Here is a 20627-nt window from a genome sequence, read left to right on the forward strand (position 1 = left end):
GTTCTCGGTCAGATCGACACTGCCACTACGGCGGTGAGGAGGCCGAGGACCCAGGCTTCGATGAGCATGGGGAAGGCGAGTAGGGCGGTGGTCCAGGAGCGTTGCCGCCATTGGGCGGCGCGGAGGATCCAGAGGGGGACGAGCATGAGGGTTACGGCTATGCCGGACCAGGCTACGGCGTAGGCGATGGGGAGGTAGCGGGGATCGCCTGGGCCGCGGGCCAGTAGCTGGTAGTCCGGGACGAAACCCGCTATCACCCAGGCTGATCCGCATGCTGCGAGATAGATCAGCGTGGAGATCGCGAGATCGGCCCAGCGCATGGGCGGCCGCCACCACTCCGCCATCCCTCCAGCATGCGCCCGCGCGTCAGCTGACGGCGTTGCCGACTACAGGGTGCCCGCGCCTCAGCTGACGGCGTTGCCGACTACAGGGTGCCCGCGCCTCAGTTGACGGCGTTGCCGACCAGAAGGTGCCCGATCCCTCCGCACACCGCGATCATCGGGAGCGCCGCTGCCGTCCACCACCAGGCGCGCCGCCCCGTCATGGCTGCCACTGCGGCCAGTACCAGGCCCGCACCCAGGGCCAATGCCATTCCGCCACCGCCGATCAGCAAGCCCCACAGGGCCGATCCCGCCGGCCGAATCGCCTCACACTGCACCGAGAAGTCCTTCTTCGCGGTGCAGCGATTATGGATCAGCCCGAATGCCTTACCGAAAAGGTCGTAGGCGAACAGGGCCGCAATAGCCACATCCACTGCGAACAACAAGGTCGCCAGGAGCACGTCCTTGCGCGCCACCGCTGGTCGTGACGACCCGGCGGGTGACGACACCGACCGGTCGGGTCCCGCAGCCACGGGATGCTGTTCCGGCACACTCTGATTCACCCCGGAGTCGCCGGGTGGCAGGGTGTGCTTGACCGTTTCGGCCGCGTCCGCCCCATACGGCTGCACCGCACGGCCCGGTTCCTGCGGCGGAGTGGGGCCACCGGGCCCTCGTGAAACACCAGGACCCGGCGGACGGCCTGCCCCGCCCGGATTCCGTTGCGGCCCCAGCCCACCTGGCCCCGGCGACTGCCCCGGCCCGCCCGATCCCGGCCCCGGCCCACCTGGTCCCGGCGACTGCGCTGACCCACCCGATCCCGGCGGCTGCCCACCTGGCCCCGGCGACTGCGCTGGACCGCTCGGTCCCGGCGACTGCCCCGGACCGCTCGGCCCCGGCCCACCTGATCCCGGCGACTGCGCCGGACCGTTCGGTCCCGGCGGACGTCCCGGACCCGGCGGGGGTTGCTGACGTCCGGGAACGCCTGGATTCCGTTGCGGCACCGGGCCAGCCGGTCGCTGCGGCGGCGCTGGCGGGCGGGCGGGATTCGGGCGAGGGCCGTCCGCCCCTGGCCGTCGCGGTTCATTGGGCGGATACATACGTGGACTCCCCCGGTCGATCGTCTTCTCTCGGCATTCTGACCGTGTCGCGAGCTCACCGCCACTCCGATTCCGGTCGGCCGGGCCGCATACCGGATAGCTGAGTAGGGTGCTCGGTTAATGAACGAGAGCGCGGGTGCCCCGGACTTCGACGCTGCGATCGTCTATGCGATTCCGATGCGGACTCGGTTTCGCGGGATCACCGTCCGGGAGGGGATGCTGATACCCGGGCCGCTCGGGTGGGGAGAGTTCTGCGCCTTCCCCGAGTACGACGATCATGAGGCGGCCGCCTGGCTCGCTACCGCGGTGGAGCAGGTGACCGCCGGGTGGCCCGAGCCGGTGCGGGATCGGGTGCCGGTGAACTGCATTGTCCCGGCGGTCGGCCCGGAGCGGGCCCGGGAGATCGTTGCCGCGTCGGGGTGCCGGACCGCGAAGGTGAAGGTCGCCGATCATCCGGGGTCGCTGGCGGAGGATATCGAGCGGGTGGCTGCCACCCGGGAGGCGCTCGGACCCGGCGGCGGGGTCCGGATCGACGCGAACGGGCTGTGGGATGTGGAGACCGCGGTCGAGCACATCAAGCAGATCGACCGGGCCGCAGGAGGTTTGGAGTACGTCGAGCAGCCCTGCCGCACCATCGAGGAGCTGGCCGCCGTACGCCGGCGGGTGAACGTGCGCATCGCCGCCGACGAATCGATTCGGCGCGCGGAGGACCCGATGCGCGTCGTGGTGGCGGGCGCCGCGGATGTCGCGGTGCTGAAATGCACACCGCTGGGCGGAGTCCGCCGCGCGCTGCAGGTCGCCGAGGCCGCCGGACTGCCCTGCATCGTCTCTTCGGCACTGGAGACCAGCATCGGCCTCTCCGCCCAGATCGCCCTGGCCGCAACACTTCCCGAACTCGACTTCGCCTGCGGCCTGGACACCCTCTCCCTCTTCACCGGCGATCTGGTCACCGAATCCCTGCGCCCGGTGGACGGCTACCTTCCGGTCCCGGCCGCCCCGCCGACCCCCAGCCTCGAATTGCTGAAGCGCTACCGGCACCCGGACGCGGAACGGACCGCGTGGTGGCACAGCCGTCTCACCCGCGTTCGCCGCCACCTGGAATAGTCGTTCGAAGCGGGCCCTGCGTTCAATGCCGGTAATGGTGCGGTTCAGGTGATTCGGACGCCGCAGGAGTACATCGTGGTGCGCAGTAGAAGTGCGGCTTCGGGGCCTATGACACCGTCCACCAATTCCACATAACGACCGCAGAATTCCGACCCGTGCGCCGCGGTTCCGGCGTGATCGGGGTCCAGATGATGCGCCAATTCGTGCAGGATCACCAATTCCCGCAGCGCCCACGCACGGCCGTGGACATGCAGCGGAACAGCGAGAACCGCCCCTTCGGCCTCGTAGTGCGCCGCCTTCGCACCGGCCCGGGCGCGCACCAGAATCGGGGTTCGCGACCGTTCCCATTGGGCGCGTACCCAATTCAATGCGAGCACCCGATCCACATAACTCTGCACCGATTCCACCGAGGCGAACTTTCGCTCGATCGGCAGCGTCACCTGTGAGCCGAGCACCTCCACCGTGCGCGCCCCGAATTCGTCCGCCCGCTCGAATACCCCGCGCACCAGCATTTCCGCGTCGTACACCTGAGCCCGCTGCGAATCACGCACCGCCGCACTCATTCCCGGACTTCCGGTGGCAATGCCTCGCAGGACCCGCCGCTCGATCACCGCATAATGCGGGCCGGGAGAACGGCACCGGCCGACGGCTCACTGCCCGCCGCGCGGCAATTGCCCGCGAGCGCCGTCCAATTCGGGGGCGGTGCCCAGGCGCGCAGCCTTGCCCGCGCGGTCTCCGGCCCGGCGCGCGGCCGCCGAATAGCCCGCCGACGCCTGCGGCCCGCGCCAGGTGCCACGCGCCTCGGAGGTGCTGGTGTAGAAGTCGGTGAGCTCCAGCTCCTTATTGCGCAGCGCCAATGCCGTTCCGGTGGAGACGGTTTCGGTGCGCACCGCCTCGGCCTCCACCTCGGTCTTGACCTCGCCCAGCCGGCGGCCGATGCGCGCGGCGAAGGCCATCTGGAAATTCAGGCGCGCGGTCACCGCCGCGACGGGCGCCTGCACGCGGCGCTGCACGGTACGGCCCCACCGGGTTTCGGCGACCACCTTCTCGGTGGTGGCACTGCGGTAGGCCCCGGATTTGATGTACTGATCCGAAGCCCGCACCATCTGCACCAGCAGGCTGCCGTAGAGCGCCTCACAGGTGTCGATATCGGTGTCGAAACCGTAGGCGTAGACCGTCGTCGAGGACCGCGCCACATCACAGCGCACATCGTTCGCGGCGGCGATGGCCACGAAGAGCTGCACATAGGTGCGCAACCCCTTCTTGCCCGGCTCGCCGATGGGCACCACCCGCTGGATCGGCGTCGGCCGTCGCTCTCGGCCCGCGATATGCGCGCGCGCCACCGCCAGATCGACCGAAGACCTGGTCGCGAGCTTCTGCGCGGCCGCGAGGAACGCCTCCGCCTCATGCTCGTTATCGGTGGATTCGGCCTGCCGCAGCAGTCCGCCGATACGCGTCAGTAGTTTGTCCTGAGAAGACATCGGCACCCAGCCTAGCTGGGCCTATGACTGCGCGTCCGAGCCGGAAGACCGAGGTAGTCCGGGCACCGGGCACATCCACCATGTATCTTCCTGTGTGCAACCGGCTGAGTGTGCCGCCGCTCACGTCTCGACCCTGGAGTATCAAAGATGGTTTTGAAGAAGGTGTCGTCCCTACGATCGTCGCTGATTCCGCGCGCCGCGGTGGCTTTCACCTCCGCCGCGCTGCTGACCGCGACATTCGCCGCGGGCTGCTCGAGCGACTCGAGCACCAACGCCACCTCGCAGAACCTCACCGGGCGTGGCCCGATCACCTATGTCGAGGGCAAGGACACCACCGAAACCGGTGCGGTCAAGCAGCTCATCGACCGGTGGAACACCTCGCACCCGGACGAGAAGGTGACGTTCAAGGAGCAGTCGAACGACGCTTCCCAGCAGTACGACGACCTGGCGCAGCACATGCGCGCCAAACAGTCGGACTACGACGTGGTCGCGCTCGACGTGCCGTGGACCGCGGAGTTCGCCGCCAAGGGCTGGATCCAGCCGTTGAAGGACTCCTTCGCCATCGACACCTCCACCCTGCTGTCGCCGCCCGTGGCCAGCGCCACCTACAACGGCACGCTGTACGCCGCGCCGCGCAATACCAATGGTGGCCTGCTGTACTACCGCAAGGACCTGGTCCCCGAGCCGCCCAAGACCTGGACCGAACTGCTGGGTGACTGCCCGAAGGCCAAGGACGCCGGAATCGGCTGCTACGCCGGTCAGTTCGCGCCGTACGAAGGTCTGACCGTGAACACCGCCGAGCTCATCAATGCCTACGGCGGCAGCTTCGTCGGCCCGGACGGCAAGTCCCCCACCGTGAACAGCCCGCAGGCCCGCGCCGGCCTGCAGGTACTCGTCGACGCCTACAAGAACGGTGACATCCCGAAGGAAGCGATTTCCTTCAAGGAGCCGGAGAGCCAGAACGCCTTCGCCACCGGCAAGCTGCTGTTCATGCGCAACTGGCCCTCCAGTTTCGGTGATGTCGGCTCCGACGCCTCCGCGGTCAGGGACAAGTTCGGCGTCGCGCCGCTGCCCGGCAAGGACGGCATCGGCGCCTCCACCCTCGGTGGCTACAACGCGGCCATCAGCTCGTTCTCCAAGAACAAGGCCACCGCGCTGGACTTCCTGCGCTACCTGATCAGCGAGGACGCGCAGCACATCGTGGCCCAGGGCGGGTTGCCGTCGGTCCGCGCCTCCGTCTACGACGATCCGGCGCTCATCGCCAAGATGCCGTACCTGCCCGCGCTGAAGGATTCCATCGCCTCGGCCGTGCCGCGTCCGGTCACCCCGTTCTACCCGGCGGTGTCGAAGGCCATCCAGGACAACGCATATGCTGCTCTGACCGGCACCAAATCCGTAGACGACGCCATTGTCGGAATGCAGAAGGGCATCGAGACCGCCGGTTCGTAGTCTCGACGCAGTGCGGATAACGCTCGAGTCCCGTAGGAGAAGAAAAAGGTGTCACGTCCTTCGGGAGCGACCGACGTCGCGACGCCCGACCTGCCCGGCAAGACCGTGAAATCCGCACCGCCGCAACCGAAGCGCCGATCCGCCCTGGGCGGGTCGGCGAAGGCGTGGCTGTTCGTCACCCCGGTGTTGCTCTCCCTGGCCGTCGTGATCGGTTATCCGGTCGGCCGGGCGCTGTGGATGTCCTTCCAGAAGGACCAGGGTCTCGACAAGAGCACCGGCATGTTCACCGAGGGCGGCAGCGCCGGGTTCGACAATTACACGCACTGGATCTTGCAGCAGTGCACCGATTCCCTCGGCCAGACGGTCGACTGCCCGACCGGCAATCTCGGCGCGTCGTTCTGGTCGGCCATCGCCATCACCCTGCTGTTCACCGTCGTGACGGTGACGCTCGAGGCCACCATCGGGCTCGGCATGGCCGTCATCATGGGCAAGACGTTCAAGGGCCGCGCCCTGCTGCGCGCCGCCGTGCTCATCCCGTGGGCCATCCCCACCGCCGTCACCGCGCGGCTGTGGGAGTTCATGTTCCAGTACGACGGTGTGGTGAACCGGGTCCTCGGCACCCACATCCTGTGGACCGCCGACGAGTGGCCCTCACGTTTCGCGGTCATCATCGCCGACGTGTGGAAGACCACCCCGTTCATGGCACTGCTGATTCTGGCGGGCCTGCAGGTGATTCCGGGCGATGTGTACGAGGCCGCCCGCGTGGACGGCGCCTCGGCCTGGCAGCGCTTCACCAATATCACGCTGCCGCTGCTGAAACCGGCACTGATGGTGGCAGTCCTGTTCCGCACCATGGACGCCCTGCGCCTGTACGACCTGCCGGCCATCATGACGCAGAACAGCCCGCACACCCGCACCATCTCCATGCTGGTGGTGGATCAGGTGCGCCAGGGCCCCAACAGCGCGTCGGCACTGTCCATCATCACCTTCCTGCTCATCTTCGCCGTGGCGTTCCTGCTGGTGAAGGTATTGGGCGCCAATGCGGTTCGCACCCAGGAAGAACAGCGGGAGGCGCACTGATGAGCACCGATCTGGCCACCGAGACCGTGTCCGAGCCGAAAGCCCCTGCCGGGCAGGCAGTTCCGTGGACCAAACGACTCGCCTCCGGCCGCGTCTACCTGGGCGCGCTGATCGTCCTGGTCTGGGGTCTGGGACCGTTCTACTGGATGGTCGTCACCGCACTGCGCGATCCGGTCTACACCTTCGACAACACGCCGTGGCCCACCCACGTCACCTTCCAGAACTTCAGCAATGCCTTCGACACCAGCCGCGGCAACAACTTCGGGCGCGCACTGCTCAACAGCGTGGTCATCGGCTCGATCACCACGGCGGTCGCCCTGCTCATCGGCGTCATGGCCGCTTACGCGCTGGCGCGCCTGACCTTCCGCGGCAAGTACGTGGTCTCCGGGCTCATCCTGAGCGCCTCCATGTTCCCGGTCGTGGTGCTGGTGACGCCGCTGTTCCAGCTGTTCACCGATCTCGGCTGGATCGGCCACTACCAGGCCATGATCATTCCGAACATCTCGTTCGTGCTGCCCATGACCGTGTACATCCTGGCCTCGTTCTTCACCGAACTGCCCTGGGAGCTGGAGGAGGCCGCGCGCATCGACGGCGCGACGAAATTCCAGGCATTCCGGCTGGTCATGCTGCCGCTGGCCGCACCCGCCGTATTCACCACGGCGATCCTGGCTTTCATCGCGGCGGTCAACGAATACCTGCTGGCGAGCCTGCTCTCGAGCGATAAGACCGAACCGGTGACGGTCGCCGTCGCCCGATTCTCCGGTAACGATCCGCTGGTCCAGCCGTACGCGGCGATCATGGCCGCGGGCACCATCGTCTCGATTCCGCTGGTGATCATGGTGCTGCTTTTCCAGCGCCGCATCATCTCCGGTCTCACCGCGGGCGGCGTCAAGAGCTGATCCCGCGTACACCCGGAATGACAGAGCGCGGCCCATGCGTCCATTAGCATGGGTCGCGCCGCGTCTGCGGCGCTGAAGTACGCAAGCTTTGTCGACGCTCCGGAAGGAGATGCTCGTGAGCTCGTCCCGTAAGCGGCGCCGTGAACAGCCTGCGCCGTACGACACCCTGGCAGGGTGGAACGAGCTCCCGACCAGCCCCCTTCCCAAGCAGACCGGACAGAGCAGCAAGCCGCGGCGACGCCCCAAACCAGCCGAAAAACCCACGGCCGCACCACGTCCGGCGCAGCCACGCACACCCAGAACGCGCGCGCAACGCATTCGGCGGGTGATCACCGCACTGTTCGTGATCTTCTTCGTCCTGCCCACCCTGCTGCTCGGGCTCGCCTACTGGAGCGCCGAGATTCCCGATCCGGCAGCGGTGCAGACCAATCAGATCGCCACCATCCTCGCCGCCGACGGCACCAGCGTCATCGCGAAGGTCGTTCCGCCGGAAGGCAATCGGATCCCGGTACCGCTGACCGATGTCCCCGAACCGGTGCGCCTGGCCATGCTCTCGGCCGAGGACCGCAACTTCTACAGCAATCCCGGCTTCTCCACCGCGGCCTTCGCCCGCGCCGCCCGGGACAATCTGCTCGGCAAGGAGGACGCCGGCGGCGGCTCCACCATTACCCAGCAGTATGTGAAGAACGCCTTCCTCAGTTCCGAACGGACCCTGAGCCGCAAGATGCGCGAGCTCATCATCTCCGCGAAGATGTCCCGCGAATGGAGCAAGGACGACATTCTCGCCGCCTACCTCAACACCATCTACTACGGCCGCGGCGCGTACGGCATCTCCGCCGCCGCCAAGGCCTACTTCGGCAAACCGGTACCGGAGCTGACCGTCGCCGAGGGCGCGGTGCTCGCCTCCGTGGTGCGCACCCCCTCGCTGCTGGATCCGGAGACCCATCTGGATCAGCTGCGCGCCCGCTGGACCTATGTGCTGGACGGCATGGTGACCATGGGCGCTCTCACCAGAAACGACCGCGCCGCAGTCCAATTCCCGGTCATCGTCCCCGCCACCGGAATCGACGACAGCATTCCGCGCGGCCCGGAGGGACTCATCCGCACCCAGGTGCTGCGCGAACTGCGCTCCTCCGGCATCAGCGAGCAGGAACTCAATACCGGTGCGCTGCAGATCATCACCACCATCGACGCCCGCGCCCAGCAGGCCGCGCTCAATGCCGTCGGCAATGTGATGGGCGGGCAGCCGGGCGAACTGCGCACCGCCGTGGTGTCCGTCGATCCGCGATCGGGCGCGGTGCGCGCCTACTACGGCGGCCCCGACGGCATCGGCATGGACTTCGCGCAGGCGCCGCTGCAAACCGGTTCCGCCTTCAAGACTTTCGCGGTGCTGGCGGCGCTGCAGCAGGGCATCACCATGTCCTACCCGCTCGACAGCGCGCCGGTCACCGTCAACGGCGAGAAGATCCAGAATGTCGGCGGCGAATCCTGCGGCACCTGCCCGCTCAGCGAGGCGTTCAAGCGATCGCTCAACACCAGCTTCTACCGGCTCACCCAGAGCCTGTTCGAGGGCCCGAAAGCCATTGCCAATGCGGCACATCAGGCCGGCATCCCCGACCAGATTCCCGGTGTCGCCGGTAAATCGCTGTCCGAGGACGGCGCCGCGCCGCTGCCCGCCATCGTGCTGGGCGCGTATTCGGTGCGGCCGATCGATATGGCCTCGGCCTACGCCACCATCGGCGCGTCCGGCACGTACCGCGCGCCCTACTTCGTGCAGAAGGTGACCACCGGCGACGGCAGGGTGCTGCTCGATCGCGGGGCCGACCCGCAGCAGGGCGAACAGCGCATCCAGGCCTCGGTGGCCGATACCGTGTCGCAGGCCATGCTGCCGATCGCCGCCTACTCCAATAATCACAATCTCGCGGCCGGGCGGCCGTCGGCGGCCAAGACCGGGACCACCCAGCTGGGCGACACCGGACAGAACAAGGATGCCTGGATGGTCGGATTCACCCCCTCGCTGTCCACCGCCGTCTGGGTGGGAACCGAACAGTCGCAACCGATTCACACCGCGCGCGGATCGGCCATCTACGGCTCCGGCCTGCCCTCGGACATCTGGAAGCAAACCATGGACGGCGCGCTGGACGGCACACCGATCGAGCAGTTCCCGAATTCGAATCCGCTGCCCGGCGCGCCGCCCGCCAATGGCAATTACGACATTCTCAACCCCGCGCCGGGGCCGGCACAGGAACCGGTGGTGGTGATTCCACCCGCCCCGGCGCCACGGCAGGTGGAGATCTTCCCCGGCCTCAGCATCCCCGTTCCCGGTTAGCCACAGAGTTGTTGATCATGAATCGCGACTACCGGACCCATCCGCCCCCGGCCACGGATATTGTGGAATCGGCCACCGGTGCCATCGACTCCGGACATCGGTGGCAGGATGCGGGTTGGGAGCAGGGTGGGGTCGGAGACAGCACGAGACTTAGGGGCGACGCCGGTGGATTTCAATGTTGTTGAACGCCACGAGACGCTGGTGGCCGGAACGGTGCTACGCAGCCCGGCGCTGGCTGTCGAAGGGCCGCGCCGCGCCAAAGTAGAGGAAGCCTGGAAACAGAACCTCTCGCGCAGCCTGCCCGGACCACCCGCGACCGCATATGTCGATCACGCACCCGAGATCGGGTCGTATCTGACCCATATCGTCGGCTACAAGTGCGAAACCCTGGACGACCTGCTGCCCGGCGATGTGCTGGCGCGCGTCCCCGCGGGCACCTTCGCGCTGTTCACCCGCACCGGCGAGAATCTGGGTGACACCATCGCCTCCATCTGGCGCACGGTGTGGGATCTGGAGGCCTCGGGCACGCTGGTCCGCGCGTACACCGGGGATTTCGAACGGTATCCGGACTCCCGGACCGTAGAGGTTTTCGTCGCGCTGCACCCCGGCGCGGAGGGATAGAGGCCGTGGATTTCGAGATCATCACCCTGGACGCGTTCTTCATCGGCGGGCTCACCATCCCCCTCGCCGGCCGTGAAGTCACCGCACGCGACCTCGATCTGGTCAACTTCACCTGGGACCGCTACCTGGCCCGCGAGAAGAAGGTGGAACGCACCGCCGCCTACATCGGCCAGAACGACCATGCCGTAGCGGTACTCGGCTACGAACTGGCCGGACTCGACCAGCTCGACACCGGCGACGTCCTCACCCGAATCCCCGCCGGGCGCTACGCGAAATTCGTGGTCTCCGACAAGCCCTACGACCTGCTCCGCACCGCCTGGGCCAAGGTCGCCAAGGCCGAAAACGCCGGAACCATCACCCGATCCCACACCGCGGAGATCGAGCGCTACACCGGACCGACCTCAGTCGAGGTCTACGTCTCCCTCGACTGAATTTTCTGCCTCCGCTTCGCTCCGGCGGGTTCGCGGCGTGGATGTTGTTGCGAGGCTGCGGATGCCGAGTCGGTTGCGAACCTTGGGCGCGGTCGAAGACAGCAAAAGCCCGGCCGGAGTTGAACTTCCGGCCGGGCTTCCCTCACCTGCGTGGTGTGTTGCTACTACTCGGCGCCGATGATGAACGCTTCGAGCTGCTCGCGGGCGACATCGTCGGCGAGCTGCTTCGGGGGCGACTTCATCAGGTACGCGGAGGCCGGGATGACCGGTCCGCCGATACCGCGATCGAGGGCGATCTTGGCGGCGCGGACGGCGTCGATGATGATGCCGGCCGAGTTCGGGGAGTCCCAGACCTCGAGCTTGTACTCCAGGTTCAGCGGCACGTCACCGAAGGCGCGGCCCTCGAGACGCACGTACGCCCACTTGCGGTCGTCCAGCCAGCCGACGTGATCGGACGGGCCGATGTGCACATTGCCCGCGCCCAGATCCTTCTTCAGGTTGCTGGTGACGGCCTGGGTCTTGGAGATCTTCTTGGACTCCAGGCGCTCCCGCTCGAGCATGTTCTTGAAGTCCATATTGCCGCCGACGTTCAGCTGCATGGTGCGGTCGAGCTGCACACCGCGGTCCTCGAACAGCTTGGCCATCACGCGGTGCGTGATGGTCGCGCCGACCTGGGACTTGATGTCGTCGCCGACGATCGGGATGCCCGCATCGGTGAACTTCTTGGCCCACACCGGATCCGAGGCGATGAACACCGGCAGCGCGTTGACGAAGGCAGCGCCCGCGTCGATGGCGCACTGCGCGTAGAACTTGTCGGCCTCTTCGGAACCCACCGGCAGGTAGGAAACCAGCACGTCGACCTTGGCGTCCTTGAGCGCCTTGACCACGTCGACCGGCTCGGCCTCGGAGAGCTCGATGGTCTCCGCGTAGTACTTGCCGATGCCGTCGAGGGTCGGGCCGCGCAGCACGGTCACATCGGACGGCGGCACATCGGAGATCTTGATGGTGTTGTTCTCGCTGGCGAAGATCGCGTCGGACAGGTCGAAACCGACCTTCTTGGCGTCGACATCGAACGCGGCGACGAACTTCACATCGCGAACGTGGTAGCGACCGAACTTGACGTGCATCAGGCCGGGCACAGTCGCGGTCTCATCCGCGTCCTTGTAGTACTGCACGCCCTGAACCAGGGACGATGCGCAGTTACCCACACCTACGATGGCCACGCGAACTTCGATGGCGCCCTCAGCCGTGTTGATTTCACTCATGGCCGATATTTCCCTCTTTCTGTGGTGCCGCCTTCGTCGATTGCTCCGCAGCAATCAACTCGTTGAGCCAGCGCACTTCGCGCTCGCTTGATTCGAGACCGAGTTGATGGAGCTGGCGGGTGTAGCGATCCAGTTGCCCGCTGGCTCGTTTGATCGCCTCCCGCAGTCCTTCTCGGCGCTCCTCGACTTGCCTCCGGCGCCCCTCCAAGATCCGCATTCTCGCTTCCGCGGGGGTGCGGCTGAAGAAAGCCAGATGAACGCCGAAGCCGTCGTCGGTGTAGTTCTGTGGTCCCGTATCGGCCAGGAGCTCGGCGAACCGCTCCCGGCCGGTGTCAGTCAGCTGGTAGACCCGCCGCGCACGGCGTGTTGCCAACCCCTGCGGACTCTCCTCCGCAATGAGACCGTCGGCCTGCATGCGCCGCAGGGTCGGGTAGAGCGACCCGTAGGAGAAAGCCCGGAAAGGGCCGAGCAGACCGGTCAATCGCTTGCGCAGCTCATAGCCGTGCATGGGCGATTCGAGGAGCAGCCCGAGGATTGCCAACTCGAGCACCGGGCCTCACCCCCTCCTGACTGTTCTTTTCAGACCTAACCGATGGATGCAGTTCCAAACTATATCGCGCCGATATAGTTTTCGTGCACTACCCGAGCAGTCGGCGCCTGACGGAACCCTGAGAGTCACGCTGGGGCGTGCGGGGGTCGCTACCCCGCAAGTACTCTGGGACGCGTGCGAATACAGCGGCAGGTAGTGGACTATGCGCTTCGGCGCCGGTCGCTGCTGGCCGACGTCTATGCCGGACGTGTGGATGTGTCCGAGGTCTGTGACGCGAACCCGTATCTCCTGCGCGCGGCGAAGTTCCACGGACGCGGGAGCGAGGTCACATGCCCTATCTGCCGGAAAGAGCAGCTGACTCTCGTATCGTGGGTCTACGGTGACGGGCTGGGCCCGGTAGCCGGCTCCGCCCGCACGCCGGAGGAGTTGATCCGGCTGGCCGAGTCTCGCGAGGAGTTCTCGGTGCATGTGGTCGAGGTATGCCGGACCTGCAGCTGGAACCATCTGGTGCAGTCCTATGTGGTGGGCCAGACCCCGGCGCCGGGGCGCCGCCGTACCGGCAACCGCCGCCGCGCGGCCGAGTGAAGGACCACGACGACTGCTGACTTGGCGGGCACACGTGTGCCCGCGCGGCCTTTCCGGCCGCATCGAGCAAGGACCGTACCGAGTAGTTATTGGAGAGCCAGGCTGTGACATCGCCCTATGACGACGGACCGCAAGGCGGCCGCCCCCAGCGTGGCGGTTCGCAACCCGGCCCCGGCGGCTACCCGCCGCCTCGACCGGGCGGCCCGCCGCCAGGGGGACGTCAGCCGATGCCGCCGCGTCAGGGGCAGGGTCCAGTGCCCGGTCGTGGACCGGTCCCCGGCGGGCAACCGCCGCGCGGGCCCGGCGGGCAACCGCCGCGCGCACCCCTGCCGCCGCCAGGCGGGCAGCCGCGCCGTCCCGGACCGCCGCCGCCGCGCGCCGGCTCCGATGCCACGCAGGTGGTGAACACCGGCTCCAGGCAGGCTGTGCCGGAACATCTTCAGCGCGCCGCCACCTCCGATCGCGCCGAGCGCGTCGCCGATCGCAATCCGCGAGTGGCGAATCGGGCGGCGGGAGCGGGCGCCGGAACACGTCCGCGCCCCGCCGACGACCGCACCCGGCAACTGCCGGGTTCCGACTCCGGCGCGTCGCGACGGGTGCAGGGCGGCCCGCCGTCGGGTCCGCCGCCGCGGCGTCCCGGTGGTGAGGGTCCCGGGGGCGGTGGCGGTAGTCGCCGGCCGAAGAAGCGTTCGACGTGGAAGATCGTCCGGCGCGTCCTCTACATCTGCATGGCGCTGGGCATCGTGCTGCCGAGTACCGCGTTCCTGGTGGCCTATTCGACCGTGGACGTGCCGAAGCCCGGTGACCTGAAGACCAATCAGGTGGCCACCATCTTCAATGCCGACGGCACCACGGTGCTGTCCAAAGTCGTTCCGCCGGACGGCAACCGGTCCGATGTGAGCATCGACCAGATTCCGCCGACCCTGCGCAATGCGGTGATCGCCGCCGAGGATCGCGACTTCTACACCAATCCGGGCTTCTCCATCTCCGGCTTCGTCCGTGCCGCACGCGACAATGTGATGGGCAAGGCCAGTGCCGGTGGTGGTTCCACGATCACCCAGCAGTATGTGAAGAACTCGATGGTCGGTGACGAACACTCACTGACCCGAAAGATGCACGAGCTGGTGATCTCGGCCAAGATGGCGCGGCAGTGGTCCAAGGACGACATTCTCACCGCGTACCTGAACACCATCTATTTCGGTCGCGGCGCGTACGGCATCAATGCGGCGGCCAAGGCGTATTTCGACAAGAAGGTCTCGGACCTGGACGTCGCCGAGGGCGCCATGCTGGCCGCCACGATTCAGCAGCCGTCCAATCTGGATCCGGAGAAGAATCCCAAGGGTGCGCAGCAGCGCTGGAACTATGTGCTCGACGGCATGGTGTCCGGCGGCAATCTGTCGGCCTCCGATCGCGCGGGTATGCAGTATCCGCAGGTGATTTCGGGCGCCAAGGCCGCGGGTGACAACACCCTCGACAGCGGCCCGGAGGGCTTGATCAAGACGCAGGTCCTCAAGGAGCTCGAGGCCGCGGGCATCAGCTCGCGGGAGCTGAATACCGAAGGCCTGCAGGTCACCACGACCATCGACGCGAAGGCGCAGCAGGCGGCCATCGACTCGGTCAACAAGACCATGGACGGCGAACCCGACATCCTCCGCACCGCGGTGGTTTCGGTGGATCCGAAGACCGGTGCGGTGCGCGCGTACTACGGCGGCTCCGACGGCCAGGGCTTCGATTTCGCGAATGCCGGTCTGCCGCCGGGCTCCTCGTTCAAGGTGTTCGGCCTGGCCGAGAACCTGGAGATGGGCAAGCCGCTCTCGACGATGTACGACTCCTCGGCCGTCACCGTGAACGGCATCAAGATCAGCAACGTCGCCAATGAGACCTGTGGCACCTGCACCATCGCCGAGGCGCTCAAGCGGTCGCTGAACACCAGCTTCTATCGCATGGAACTGGATATGCCGGGCAACGGCCCGCAGAAGATCGCCGATATGGCGCACAAGATGGGCATCCCGGAAAACATTCCGGGCGTGGGCAAGTCGCTCACCGAGGCGGACGGCAGCGGTCCCAACAACGGCATCGTGCTGGGTCAGTACCAGGTGCGGGCCCTCGATATGGCGTCCGCGTACGCCACCTTCGCGGCCTCGGGCGTCTATCACGCACCGCACCTGGTGCAGAAGGTCGTGACCTCCGACGGCACGGTGCTGCTGGATCGCGGCGATGTCGCGGGCGAGCAGCGTGTCGCCGCGGCGGTCGCCGACAATGTCACCGACGCCATGAAGCCCATCGCGGCGTACTCCCGCAATCACAACCTGGCCAACGGCCGCGAATCCGCGACCAAGACCGGTACCAACCAGCTCGGCGACACCGATGAGAACCGCGACGCCTGGATGGTCGGCTTCACCCCGGAGCTGTCGACGGCGGTATGGGTCGGCACCGAACAGGGCGTGAAGTTGCGCAATGCCAACGGTGTTCAGATCTACGGTTCCGGTCTGCCCGCCGATATCTGGAAGGGCACCATGGACGGTGCGCTGAAGGGCGTGCCGAACAGCAAGTTCCCCAAGCCGGCCCCGATCAACGGGCAGGCGGGTGTGCCCTCGTGGTCCGCGCCGTACACCGCGCCCTCGACCACGGAGGCGCCGGTGCTGCCGCCGGTGGTGACCCAGAGTCAGGTGGAGATCCTGCCCGGTATCACGATTCCGGTGCCCGGTCTGGCGCCGAATCCGCAGAACCAGCAGCGTTCACAGCCGCAGCAGCAACAGTCGCAGGATCCCGGCGCGGGTCCGCTGCCCGGGCAGCCCGTCGCACCGGCCGACGGCGGCGCCGCCGTGACCACCACGCCCAATGCGAACGGTTACGGAAACGGCGGTTACGGCAATGGCAATGGGAACGGCAACGGCAACGGGTCCCCGCGTAGTCGGTAGCCTCGAGCCGTGATCGAGGAAGTGGAGCACCGGCCGGCCGCCAGTGGCGAGTCGGCCGGTGGTGCATCGCAGCCGTCCTACGTCTCCCCCGCACCGCTCGCCGCGGATCTGCGGTCGGTGGACGACCGGGACAAGCCGAGCCGCACCGATACCCTGACCGCGCAGCTGTGCGATCTGATCGGCGGACCGGTCGGCGATCACGCGGTGATCGGCCGGGTCCGGTTCTGGACGCCCATGCGCGTGCTCATGGCCTTCGCGGTGCTGTTCCTCGCGCTGAGCTGGTTCGGGAAGGCGGGCTGTATTCAGCAACGTCCAGATGCCGACGGCGTACTGGGATTGGATTGGAACAACGGCCGCCAGTACGTGGCCATGTGCTACTCGGACACGGTGCCGCTCTACGGCGCAGAGCATTTGAACGAGGGCGCGTTCCCGTACAAGAAGCAGTGGACCGATTTCGGCGCGGACGGCAAGCCGCAGGTCCGGTACATGGAGTATCCGGTGCTGTCGGGTCTCTACCAGTACGCGGCCATGGGAATCGCCAAGGCGTGGAAGCAATCTCCGCTGCCGGGCGCGCTCGAGGTGGTCATCTACTTCAATGTGGTCGCGGTCGGGCTGGCCCTGGCGTGGCTGGTAACGGTATGGGCGTCAGCGCAATTGGCGGGACGGCGAGTGTGGGATGCCGGGCTGGTGGCGCTCTCGCCGCTGGTGCTGGTGCACGCGTTCACCAATTTCGACACGCTCGCAACGGCTTTCGCGGCCGCCGGCCTGCTGGCCTGGGCACGGCGCAGACCGGTGCTTGCGGGCATACTGCTCGGACTCGGCGGTGCGACGAAGTTGTATCCACTGCTACTGCTGGGCCCGATTCTCATTCTGTGCCTGCGGGCCGAGCGCCTGGGCGAGGACGATGCGCGCTGGGGCGGTCTGCGGCCGCTGCGGGCCGGCGGTGCGGCGGCCGCGGCGGCGGTGATCACCTGGCTGGTGGTGAACGCGCCCATCGCGTTCCTGTACAACGAGGGCTGGCGAGAGTTCTTCCGGCTCAATACCGATCGTCATGCCGACCCGGATTCGGTCTACAACGTGATCAGCTCGTTCACCGGCTGGCAGGGCTTCGACGGGGTGCTCAAATCCACCGATACGCCGACGGTTCTGAATCTGGTGTCGCTGCTGCTGTTCGTCATCGCGTGCGCGGGCATCGGCTGGATCGGTCTGACTGCCGCCCGCCGACCGCGCCTGGCGCAGTTGGCCTTTCTGGTGATCGCGGCCTTCCTGCTGACCAATAAGGTGTGGAGCCCGCAGTATTCGCTGTGGCTGGTGCCGATTGCCGTGCTGGCGCTGCCGCAGCGGCGAATCCTGCTGGCGTGGATGAGCATCGACGCGCTGGTGTGGGTGCCGCGCATGTACTACTACCTGGGCACCGACCGTAAGGGCCTGCCCGAGCAGTGGTTCACCACCACGGTCGCGCTGCGCGATCTCACGGTGATCGCGCTGTGCTTCCTGGTGATTCGGCAGATCTACCGGCCCGAACACGATCCGGTGCGCCGGGACGGCGCGGACGACCCCGGCGGCGGGCTGCTGGATCGCGCCCCCGATCCGGAGTATCCGTGGTTGCCGCCGCGGCTGCGTCCGAGGACATCGGTCGGCGTCACCTAGCGCAACAGCCCGGATAAGATTCGGCCCCGCACTCATTCGGAGTGCGGGGCCGAGTTGTCTGCCGGACCTAGTTCTGTACGAAGCGGCCGAGCTGGGGTACCGCCTCGCCCGGATGCTTGGCCTGGAAGCCTTCGCCGATCGCTTCGAGTTTCCAGTCTTGGCTGCCGTTCGGGCGGTAGACCTTGGCCATGGCCATGGCGGTGAAATTCGCACCGCCGGGCAGGGTGAAGCGCGCCAGTTCGGCATTGTTGGTGCCGTCGACCAAGCGGCAGAAGGCATTCGCCAGCTGTTCGAAGGTGTGCCCCTTGTAGGAGGTCACGATGAACACCAGGCTGGTGACCTGCGCGGGGAGGCGGGTGAGGTCGACCAGGATGACCTCGTCGTCGCCGTCGCCCTCACCGGTGAGATTGTCGCCCTGGTGGCGCACGGAGCCGTCCTTGGAGGCGAGGCTGCCGTAGTAGACGACATCCACCGGACTCGCGCCGGCGAACATCACCACCGAGGCGTCGAGATCGACGTCGGGCGCGCGGTTTCCGAACATGCCGCCGCGCTTGACCGGGTCCCAGCCGAGCCCCATCTTCACGTAGGTGAGGGCCGCGCCACCTTCTTTACGCAGGTTGATGCGCTGACCCTTGACCAGGCTGACGGCATGGTTGTTCGGCAGATCGCGATCGGCGGGCTGCGCCGGTGCGGAGCCGTATCCGGGCGGGGGCGGAAACCCCTGCTGTGGATAGCCCTGCGGCGGAGGCGGATACCCCGAACCCTGGGGCGGGGGCGGATACCCCGATCCTTGCGGCTGGGGCGGATAGCCCGGGCCCTGCGGCGGATAGGAGCCGGGCGCGGAATAGCCCTCGTTCGGGTCGGCCGTCGGATAACCCACGGCGGGCGAGAATTCGGCCGGGGCGGGCGGCGGATAACCGCCGGTCGGCGCGAACTGCGGGGGCGCAGGCGGCGGATAGCCCGCCGCGGGCGCGAACTGCGGGGCCGGCGCGGCGGCGGGAGCAGCGGACTGCGACTCGCTCACCTGCACACCGTGATCGGTGACCAGTGCGCCGAATCCGCCCGCATACCCCTGACCGACCGCGCGCACCTTCCAACTGCCCTGCCGCCGATAGACTTCCAGCGCGATAACGATGGATTCGGCCTGCAGGCCCTCGATCCGGTACTCGAACAGGGCATTTCCGCCCAGATCGGCGACCGTGGCGACGGGCGGGGCGATGCGGCCGAAATTGCTGCCGGGCTCGTCGAGGGTGACGACCGCACGAATCTGCTCGATATCGGCGGGCACCGCGGCCAGCGAAATCACCAGGCCGGCGGGCTGACCGGATGCCCCGGGCTGCAACTTCACCCCGGGCCCGTTCGGATGATTGAAGAACACGAAGTCGGCATCGGACCGAACCTTGCCGTGCTCGGTGACCAGGAGCGCGGACAGATCCGCGGGTGCGGCGATCTGCACGCTGATCACCACATCGTTGACATTCAAAGGACCGTTCTGGCCCTTCACCAATGCTGCGGACAAGGTCGACCCTTCACTCGTCGGTGCTGACAGAGCCACTCTACGAGAAATCGCCGACCCGGTGGTGGTCGATGCGCAGTCGCTCACGACTGCCCGGGGGAATGTGCACGCTGAACTTGAAACCGCGCTGAGCTGGCGCAATGCGTTCGGCTGCCGAGCCGGTGCGGCCGTGGAGCCGCACGGTGCCGGCGGGAGCGCCGGGCACCTGGGAGCCTCGATGAGGAAGCTGAGAGTCTGCGATGAGGGCCATTTCCGAATCCGATGAATCTCGTTGGGAGCGATAATGTTCCGGGCAAGAATTATGCCCACGGCACCGATCTGCACAAACCGTTATTCGCGTTCCTTCCAGAATAGCAACCAAACCATTGATGCCGCGAATTTGCTGACCCTCGAGTTCGACTTCAGATCGACTGAGTGCCTACACCAGTCAGGGCACGCTAAAAGTTTGCTGACATTACGGCTGTCCGCCGCCTGCCCATGGCAGTATCGATCGCGTGAGTAGCGGTGAGGTCGAGCCGGCGGAAGGGCACGAGAAGTATCTGCGCGCCTTCCGGCATCCAGCCGTGTCCAGAGCCCAGTTGGAGGATCTGCTCGATGCGGTAAATGGCTTCCTCGACACCATTACTCCCGGTGAAGGCGAATTCGTCCCGCAGGGCGGCTGGGCGCCGGAATCGACCGCCATGGCCTTCCAGATCGGCCGTGCGGTCGAGCAGGTCCTGACCGAGCGGGAACAGGCCGAGCGGGAATTGCTGCACCGCCGGGAGATTCGAGATCGCCTGGTCGTAGCCCTGGACGCGGTGCTGGACTGCCTGCGCTCGCTGCCCGATCTTGCCGAGGCCGAGATCGCGCTGGGCACAACGGCAGTCAATGAAGGTTTCCAGGTATTCGACGACGGGTCCGTCCGCACCACCGTGACGCAGGAGATCGGCGCGGATATGGGTGCGCTGGAGGCCCGGCGCGTCGAACTCGACGAGCAGATGACGGCGGCGGTATCCGCCCGTACCGGATTGGTCGACGATACCGCGGACCTGGTGCGAGATCAGCTGGGAGTGGCCGATGTCGGTATCCCGTGGGTGATTCTGGAGGCCACGCGCGGCGGCCTCGATGTGTCCGAGCCGTTCGAATTCGCCGCACACCATCTGCCGGACTGTGAGCTGCGCGATCTCATGGTGCAGTTGGTGACCGATATCGAACTCGCGCGCACGCTGGAGCACGAGACTTCCGAATAGGACACTGCCGAATCGGGACGCCACTCCCGAATAGCCCGAAACAGGCACTGTCGGCGCGCCGGGGTGCGAGGCTGGCTGCAGCCGTGCGAACCGGGCCTTC

At 67.0% G+C, this 20627-nt stretch carries 19 protein-coding genes; 11 read left to right on the forward strand and 8 right to left on the reverse strand.

Annotated elements, in window-relative coordinates; all coding sequences use genetic code 11:
• Positions 1–8 precede the first annotated feature (8 nt).
• Positions 9–344, reverse strand: a complete 336-nt coding sequence (locus OG326_RS01340) for a hypothetical protein (protein WP_327142805.1) — start codon at positions 342–344, stop codon at positions 9–11.
• A gap of 98 nt (positions 345–442) precedes the next feature.
• Complete coding sequence (locus OG326_RS01345) at positions 443–949, reverse strand: hypothetical protein (protein WP_327142806.1); 507 nt, start codon at positions 947–949, stop codon at positions 443–445.
• A gap of 588 nt (positions 950–1537) precedes the next feature.
• Between OG326_RS01345 and OG326_RS01350 the strand changes: the two genes are divergently transcribed.
• Complete coding sequence (locus tag OG326_RS01350) at positions 1538–2521, forward strand: o-succinylbenzoate synthase (protein ID WP_327142807.1); 984 nt, start codon at positions 1538–1540, stop codon at positions 2519–2521.
• Positions 2522–2565: 44 nt separating this feature from the next.
• On the opposite strand, the gene OG326_RS01355 is transcribed toward OG326_RS01350, so the two are convergent.
• Complete coding sequence (locus tag OG326_RS01355) at positions 2566–3084, reverse strand: TIGR04338 family metallohydrolase (protein WP_327146321.1); 519 nt, start codon at positions 3082–3084, stop codon at positions 2566–2568.
• An 87-nt stretch (positions 3085–3171) separates the two neighbouring features.
• A complete protein-coding gene (locus tag OG326_RS01360; RefSeq protein WP_327142808.1) occupies positions 3172–4002 on the reverse strand; it encodes a DUF2786 domain-containing protein in 831 nt (276 codons plus the stop codon).
• A 147-nt stretch (positions 4003–4149) separates the two neighbouring features.
• Here OG326_RS01360 and OG326_RS01365 point away from each other — a divergent pair, with 147 nt between their 5' ends.
• The 6 genes from OG326_RS01365 to OG326_RS01390 all read left to right on the forward strand — a co-directional run bounded on the left by OG326_RS01365 (position 4150) and on the right by OG326_RS01390 (position 10811).
• Complete coding sequence (locus OG326_RS01365) at positions 4150–5451, forward strand: ABC transporter substrate-binding protein (protein WP_327142809.1); 1302 nt, start codon at positions 4150–4152, stop codon at positions 5449–5451.
• A gap of 105 nt (positions 5452–5556) precedes the next feature.
• A complete protein-coding gene (locus OG326_RS01370; protein ID WP_442790990.1) occupies positions 5557–6531 on the forward strand; it encodes a carbohydrate ABC transporter permease in 975 nt (324 codons plus the stop codon).
• Positions 6531–7430, forward strand: a complete 900-nt coding sequence (locus OG326_RS01375; protein WP_327142810.1) for a carbohydrate ABC transporter permease — start codon at positions 6531–6533, stop codon at positions 7428–7430. The genes OG326_RS01370 and OG326_RS01375 overlap by 1 nt, the downstream gene beginning before the upstream one ends.
• A gap of 109 nt (positions 7431–7539) precedes the next feature.
• Positions 7540–9759 (forward strand): transglycosylase domain-containing protein, encoded by a 2220-nt coding sequence (locus OG326_RS01380; protein WP_327142811.1) that lies wholly within the window; start codon positions 7540–7542, stop codon positions 9757–9759.
• A 165-nt stretch (positions 9760–9924) separates the two neighbouring features.
• Positions 9925–10380 (forward strand): GyrI-like domain-containing protein, encoded by a 456-nt coding sequence (locus tag OG326_RS01385; RefSeq protein WP_327142812.1) that lies wholly within the window; start codon positions 9925–9927, stop codon positions 10378–10380.
• Positions 10381–10385: 5 nt separating this feature from the next.
• Positions 10386–10811, forward strand: a complete 426-nt coding sequence (locus tag OG326_RS01390) for a GyrI-like domain-containing protein (protein ID WP_327142813.1) — start codon at positions 10386–10388, stop codon at positions 10809–10811.
• A gap of 164 nt (positions 10812–10975) precedes the next feature.
• Here OG326_RS01390 and OG326_RS01395 read toward each other — a convergent pair whose 3' ends face one another.
• Both OG326_RS01395 and OG326_RS01400 read right to left on the reverse strand, forming a co-directional pair.
• Positions 10976–12076 (reverse strand): inositol-3-phosphate synthase, encoded by a 1101-nt coding sequence (locus OG326_RS01395; RefSeq protein ID WP_327142814.1) that lies wholly within the window; start codon positions 12074–12076, stop codon positions 10976–10978.
• Entirely contained in the window at positions 12069–12626 is a 558-nt protein-coding gene (locus tag OG326_RS01400; protein WP_327142815.1) for a PadR family transcriptional regulator, read from the reverse strand. The genes OG326_RS01395 and OG326_RS01400 overlap by 8 nt, the downstream gene beginning before the upstream one ends.
• A gap of 174 nt (positions 12627–12800) precedes the next feature.
• On the opposite strand from OG326_RS01400, the gene OG326_RS01405 reads away from it, so the two are divergent.
• The 3 genes from OG326_RS01405 (at position 12801) to OG326_RS01415 (ending at position 17782) form a co-directional block, all read left to right on the forward strand.
• Positions 12801–13211, forward strand: coding sequence for a DUF5318 domain-containing protein (locus OG326_RS01405; RefSeq protein WP_442790897.1), 411 nt, complete (start codon positions 12801–12803; stop codon positions 13209–13211).
• 728 nt (positions 13212–13939) lie between these two features.
• Positions 13940–16132, forward strand: coding sequence for a transglycosylase domain-containing protein (locus OG326_RS01410; protein WP_327146324.1), 2193 nt, complete (start codon positions 13940–13942; stop codon positions 16130–16132).
• 21 nt (positions 16133–16153) lie between these two features.
• On the forward strand, positions 16154–17782 hold the full coding sequence (locus OG326_RS01415) for a glycosyltransferase family 87 protein (protein WP_327146325.1): 1629 nt from the start codon (positions 16154–16156) through the stop codon (positions 17780–17782).
• Positions 17783–17849: 67 nt separating this feature from the next.
• On the opposite strand, the gene OG326_RS01420 is transcribed toward OG326_RS01415, so the two are convergent.
• A complete protein-coding gene (locus OG326_RS01420) occupies positions 17850–19301 on the reverse strand; it encodes a TerD family protein (protein ID WP_327142816.1) in 1452 nt (483 codons plus the stop codon).
• A 37-nt stretch (positions 19302–19338) separates the two neighbouring features.
• A complete protein-coding gene (locus OG326_RS01425) occupies positions 19339–19548 on the reverse strand; it encodes a hypothetical protein (protein ID WP_327142817.1) in 210 nt (69 codons plus the stop codon).
• A 244-nt stretch (positions 19549–19792) separates the two neighbouring features.
• On the opposite strand from OG326_RS01425, the gene OG326_RS01430 reads away from it, so the two are divergent.
• Positions 19793–20527, forward strand: coding sequence for a hypothetical protein (locus OG326_RS01430; protein WP_327142818.1), 735 nt, complete (start codon positions 19793–19795; stop codon positions 20525–20527).
• Positions 20528–20627: the final 100 nt, after the last annotated feature.

The organism is Nocardia sp. NBC_01327 (genome assembly GCF_035958815.1).
Lineage (GTDB): Bacteria > Actinomycetota > Actinomycetes > Mycobacteriales > Mycobacteriaceae > Nocardia.

Bases quoted from the DNA above. Each gene is read 5' to 3' on its own strand.
- OG326_RS01340 (WP_327142805.1), bottom strand. From the start codon at position 344: ATGGCGGAGTGGTGGCGGCCGCCCATGCGCTGGGCCGATCTCGCGATC.
- OG326_RS01355 (WP_327146321.1), bottom strand. From the start codon at position 3,084: ATGAGTGCGGCGGTGCGTGATTCGCAGCGGGCTCAGGTGTACGACGCG.
- OG326_RS01395 (WP_327142814.1), bottom strand. From the start codon at position 12,076: ATGAGTGAAATCAACACGGCTGAGGGCGCCATCGAAGTTCGCGTGGCC.
- OG326_RS01360 (WP_327142808.1), bottom strand. From the start codon at position 4,002: ATGTCTTCTCAGGACAAACTACTGACGCGTATCGGCGGACTGCTGCGG.
- OG326_RS01410 (WP_327146324.1), top strand. From the start codon at position 13,940: ATGGCGCTGGGCATCGTGCTGCCGAGTACCGCGTTCCTGGTGGCCTAT.
- OG326_RS01380 (WP_327142811.1), top strand. From the start codon at position 7,540: ATGCTCGTGAGCTCGTCCCGTAAGCGGCGCCGTGAACAGCCTGCGCCG.
- OG326_RS01365 (WP_327142809.1), top strand. From the start codon at position 4,150: ATGGTTTTGAAGAAGGTGTCGTCCCTACGATCGTCGCTGATTCCGCGC.
- OG326_RS01375 (WP_327142810.1), top strand. From the start codon at position 6,531: ATGAGCACCGATCTGGCCACCGAGACCGTGTCCGAGCCGAAAGCCCCT.
- OG326_RS01350 (WP_327142807.1), top strand. From the start codon at position 1,538: ATGAACGAGAGCGCGGGTGCCCCGGACTTCGACGCTGCGATCGTCTAT.
- OG326_RS01425 (WP_327142817.1), bottom strand. From the start codon at position 19,548: ATGGCCCTCATCGCAGACTCTCAGCTTCCTCATCGAGGCTCCCAGGTG.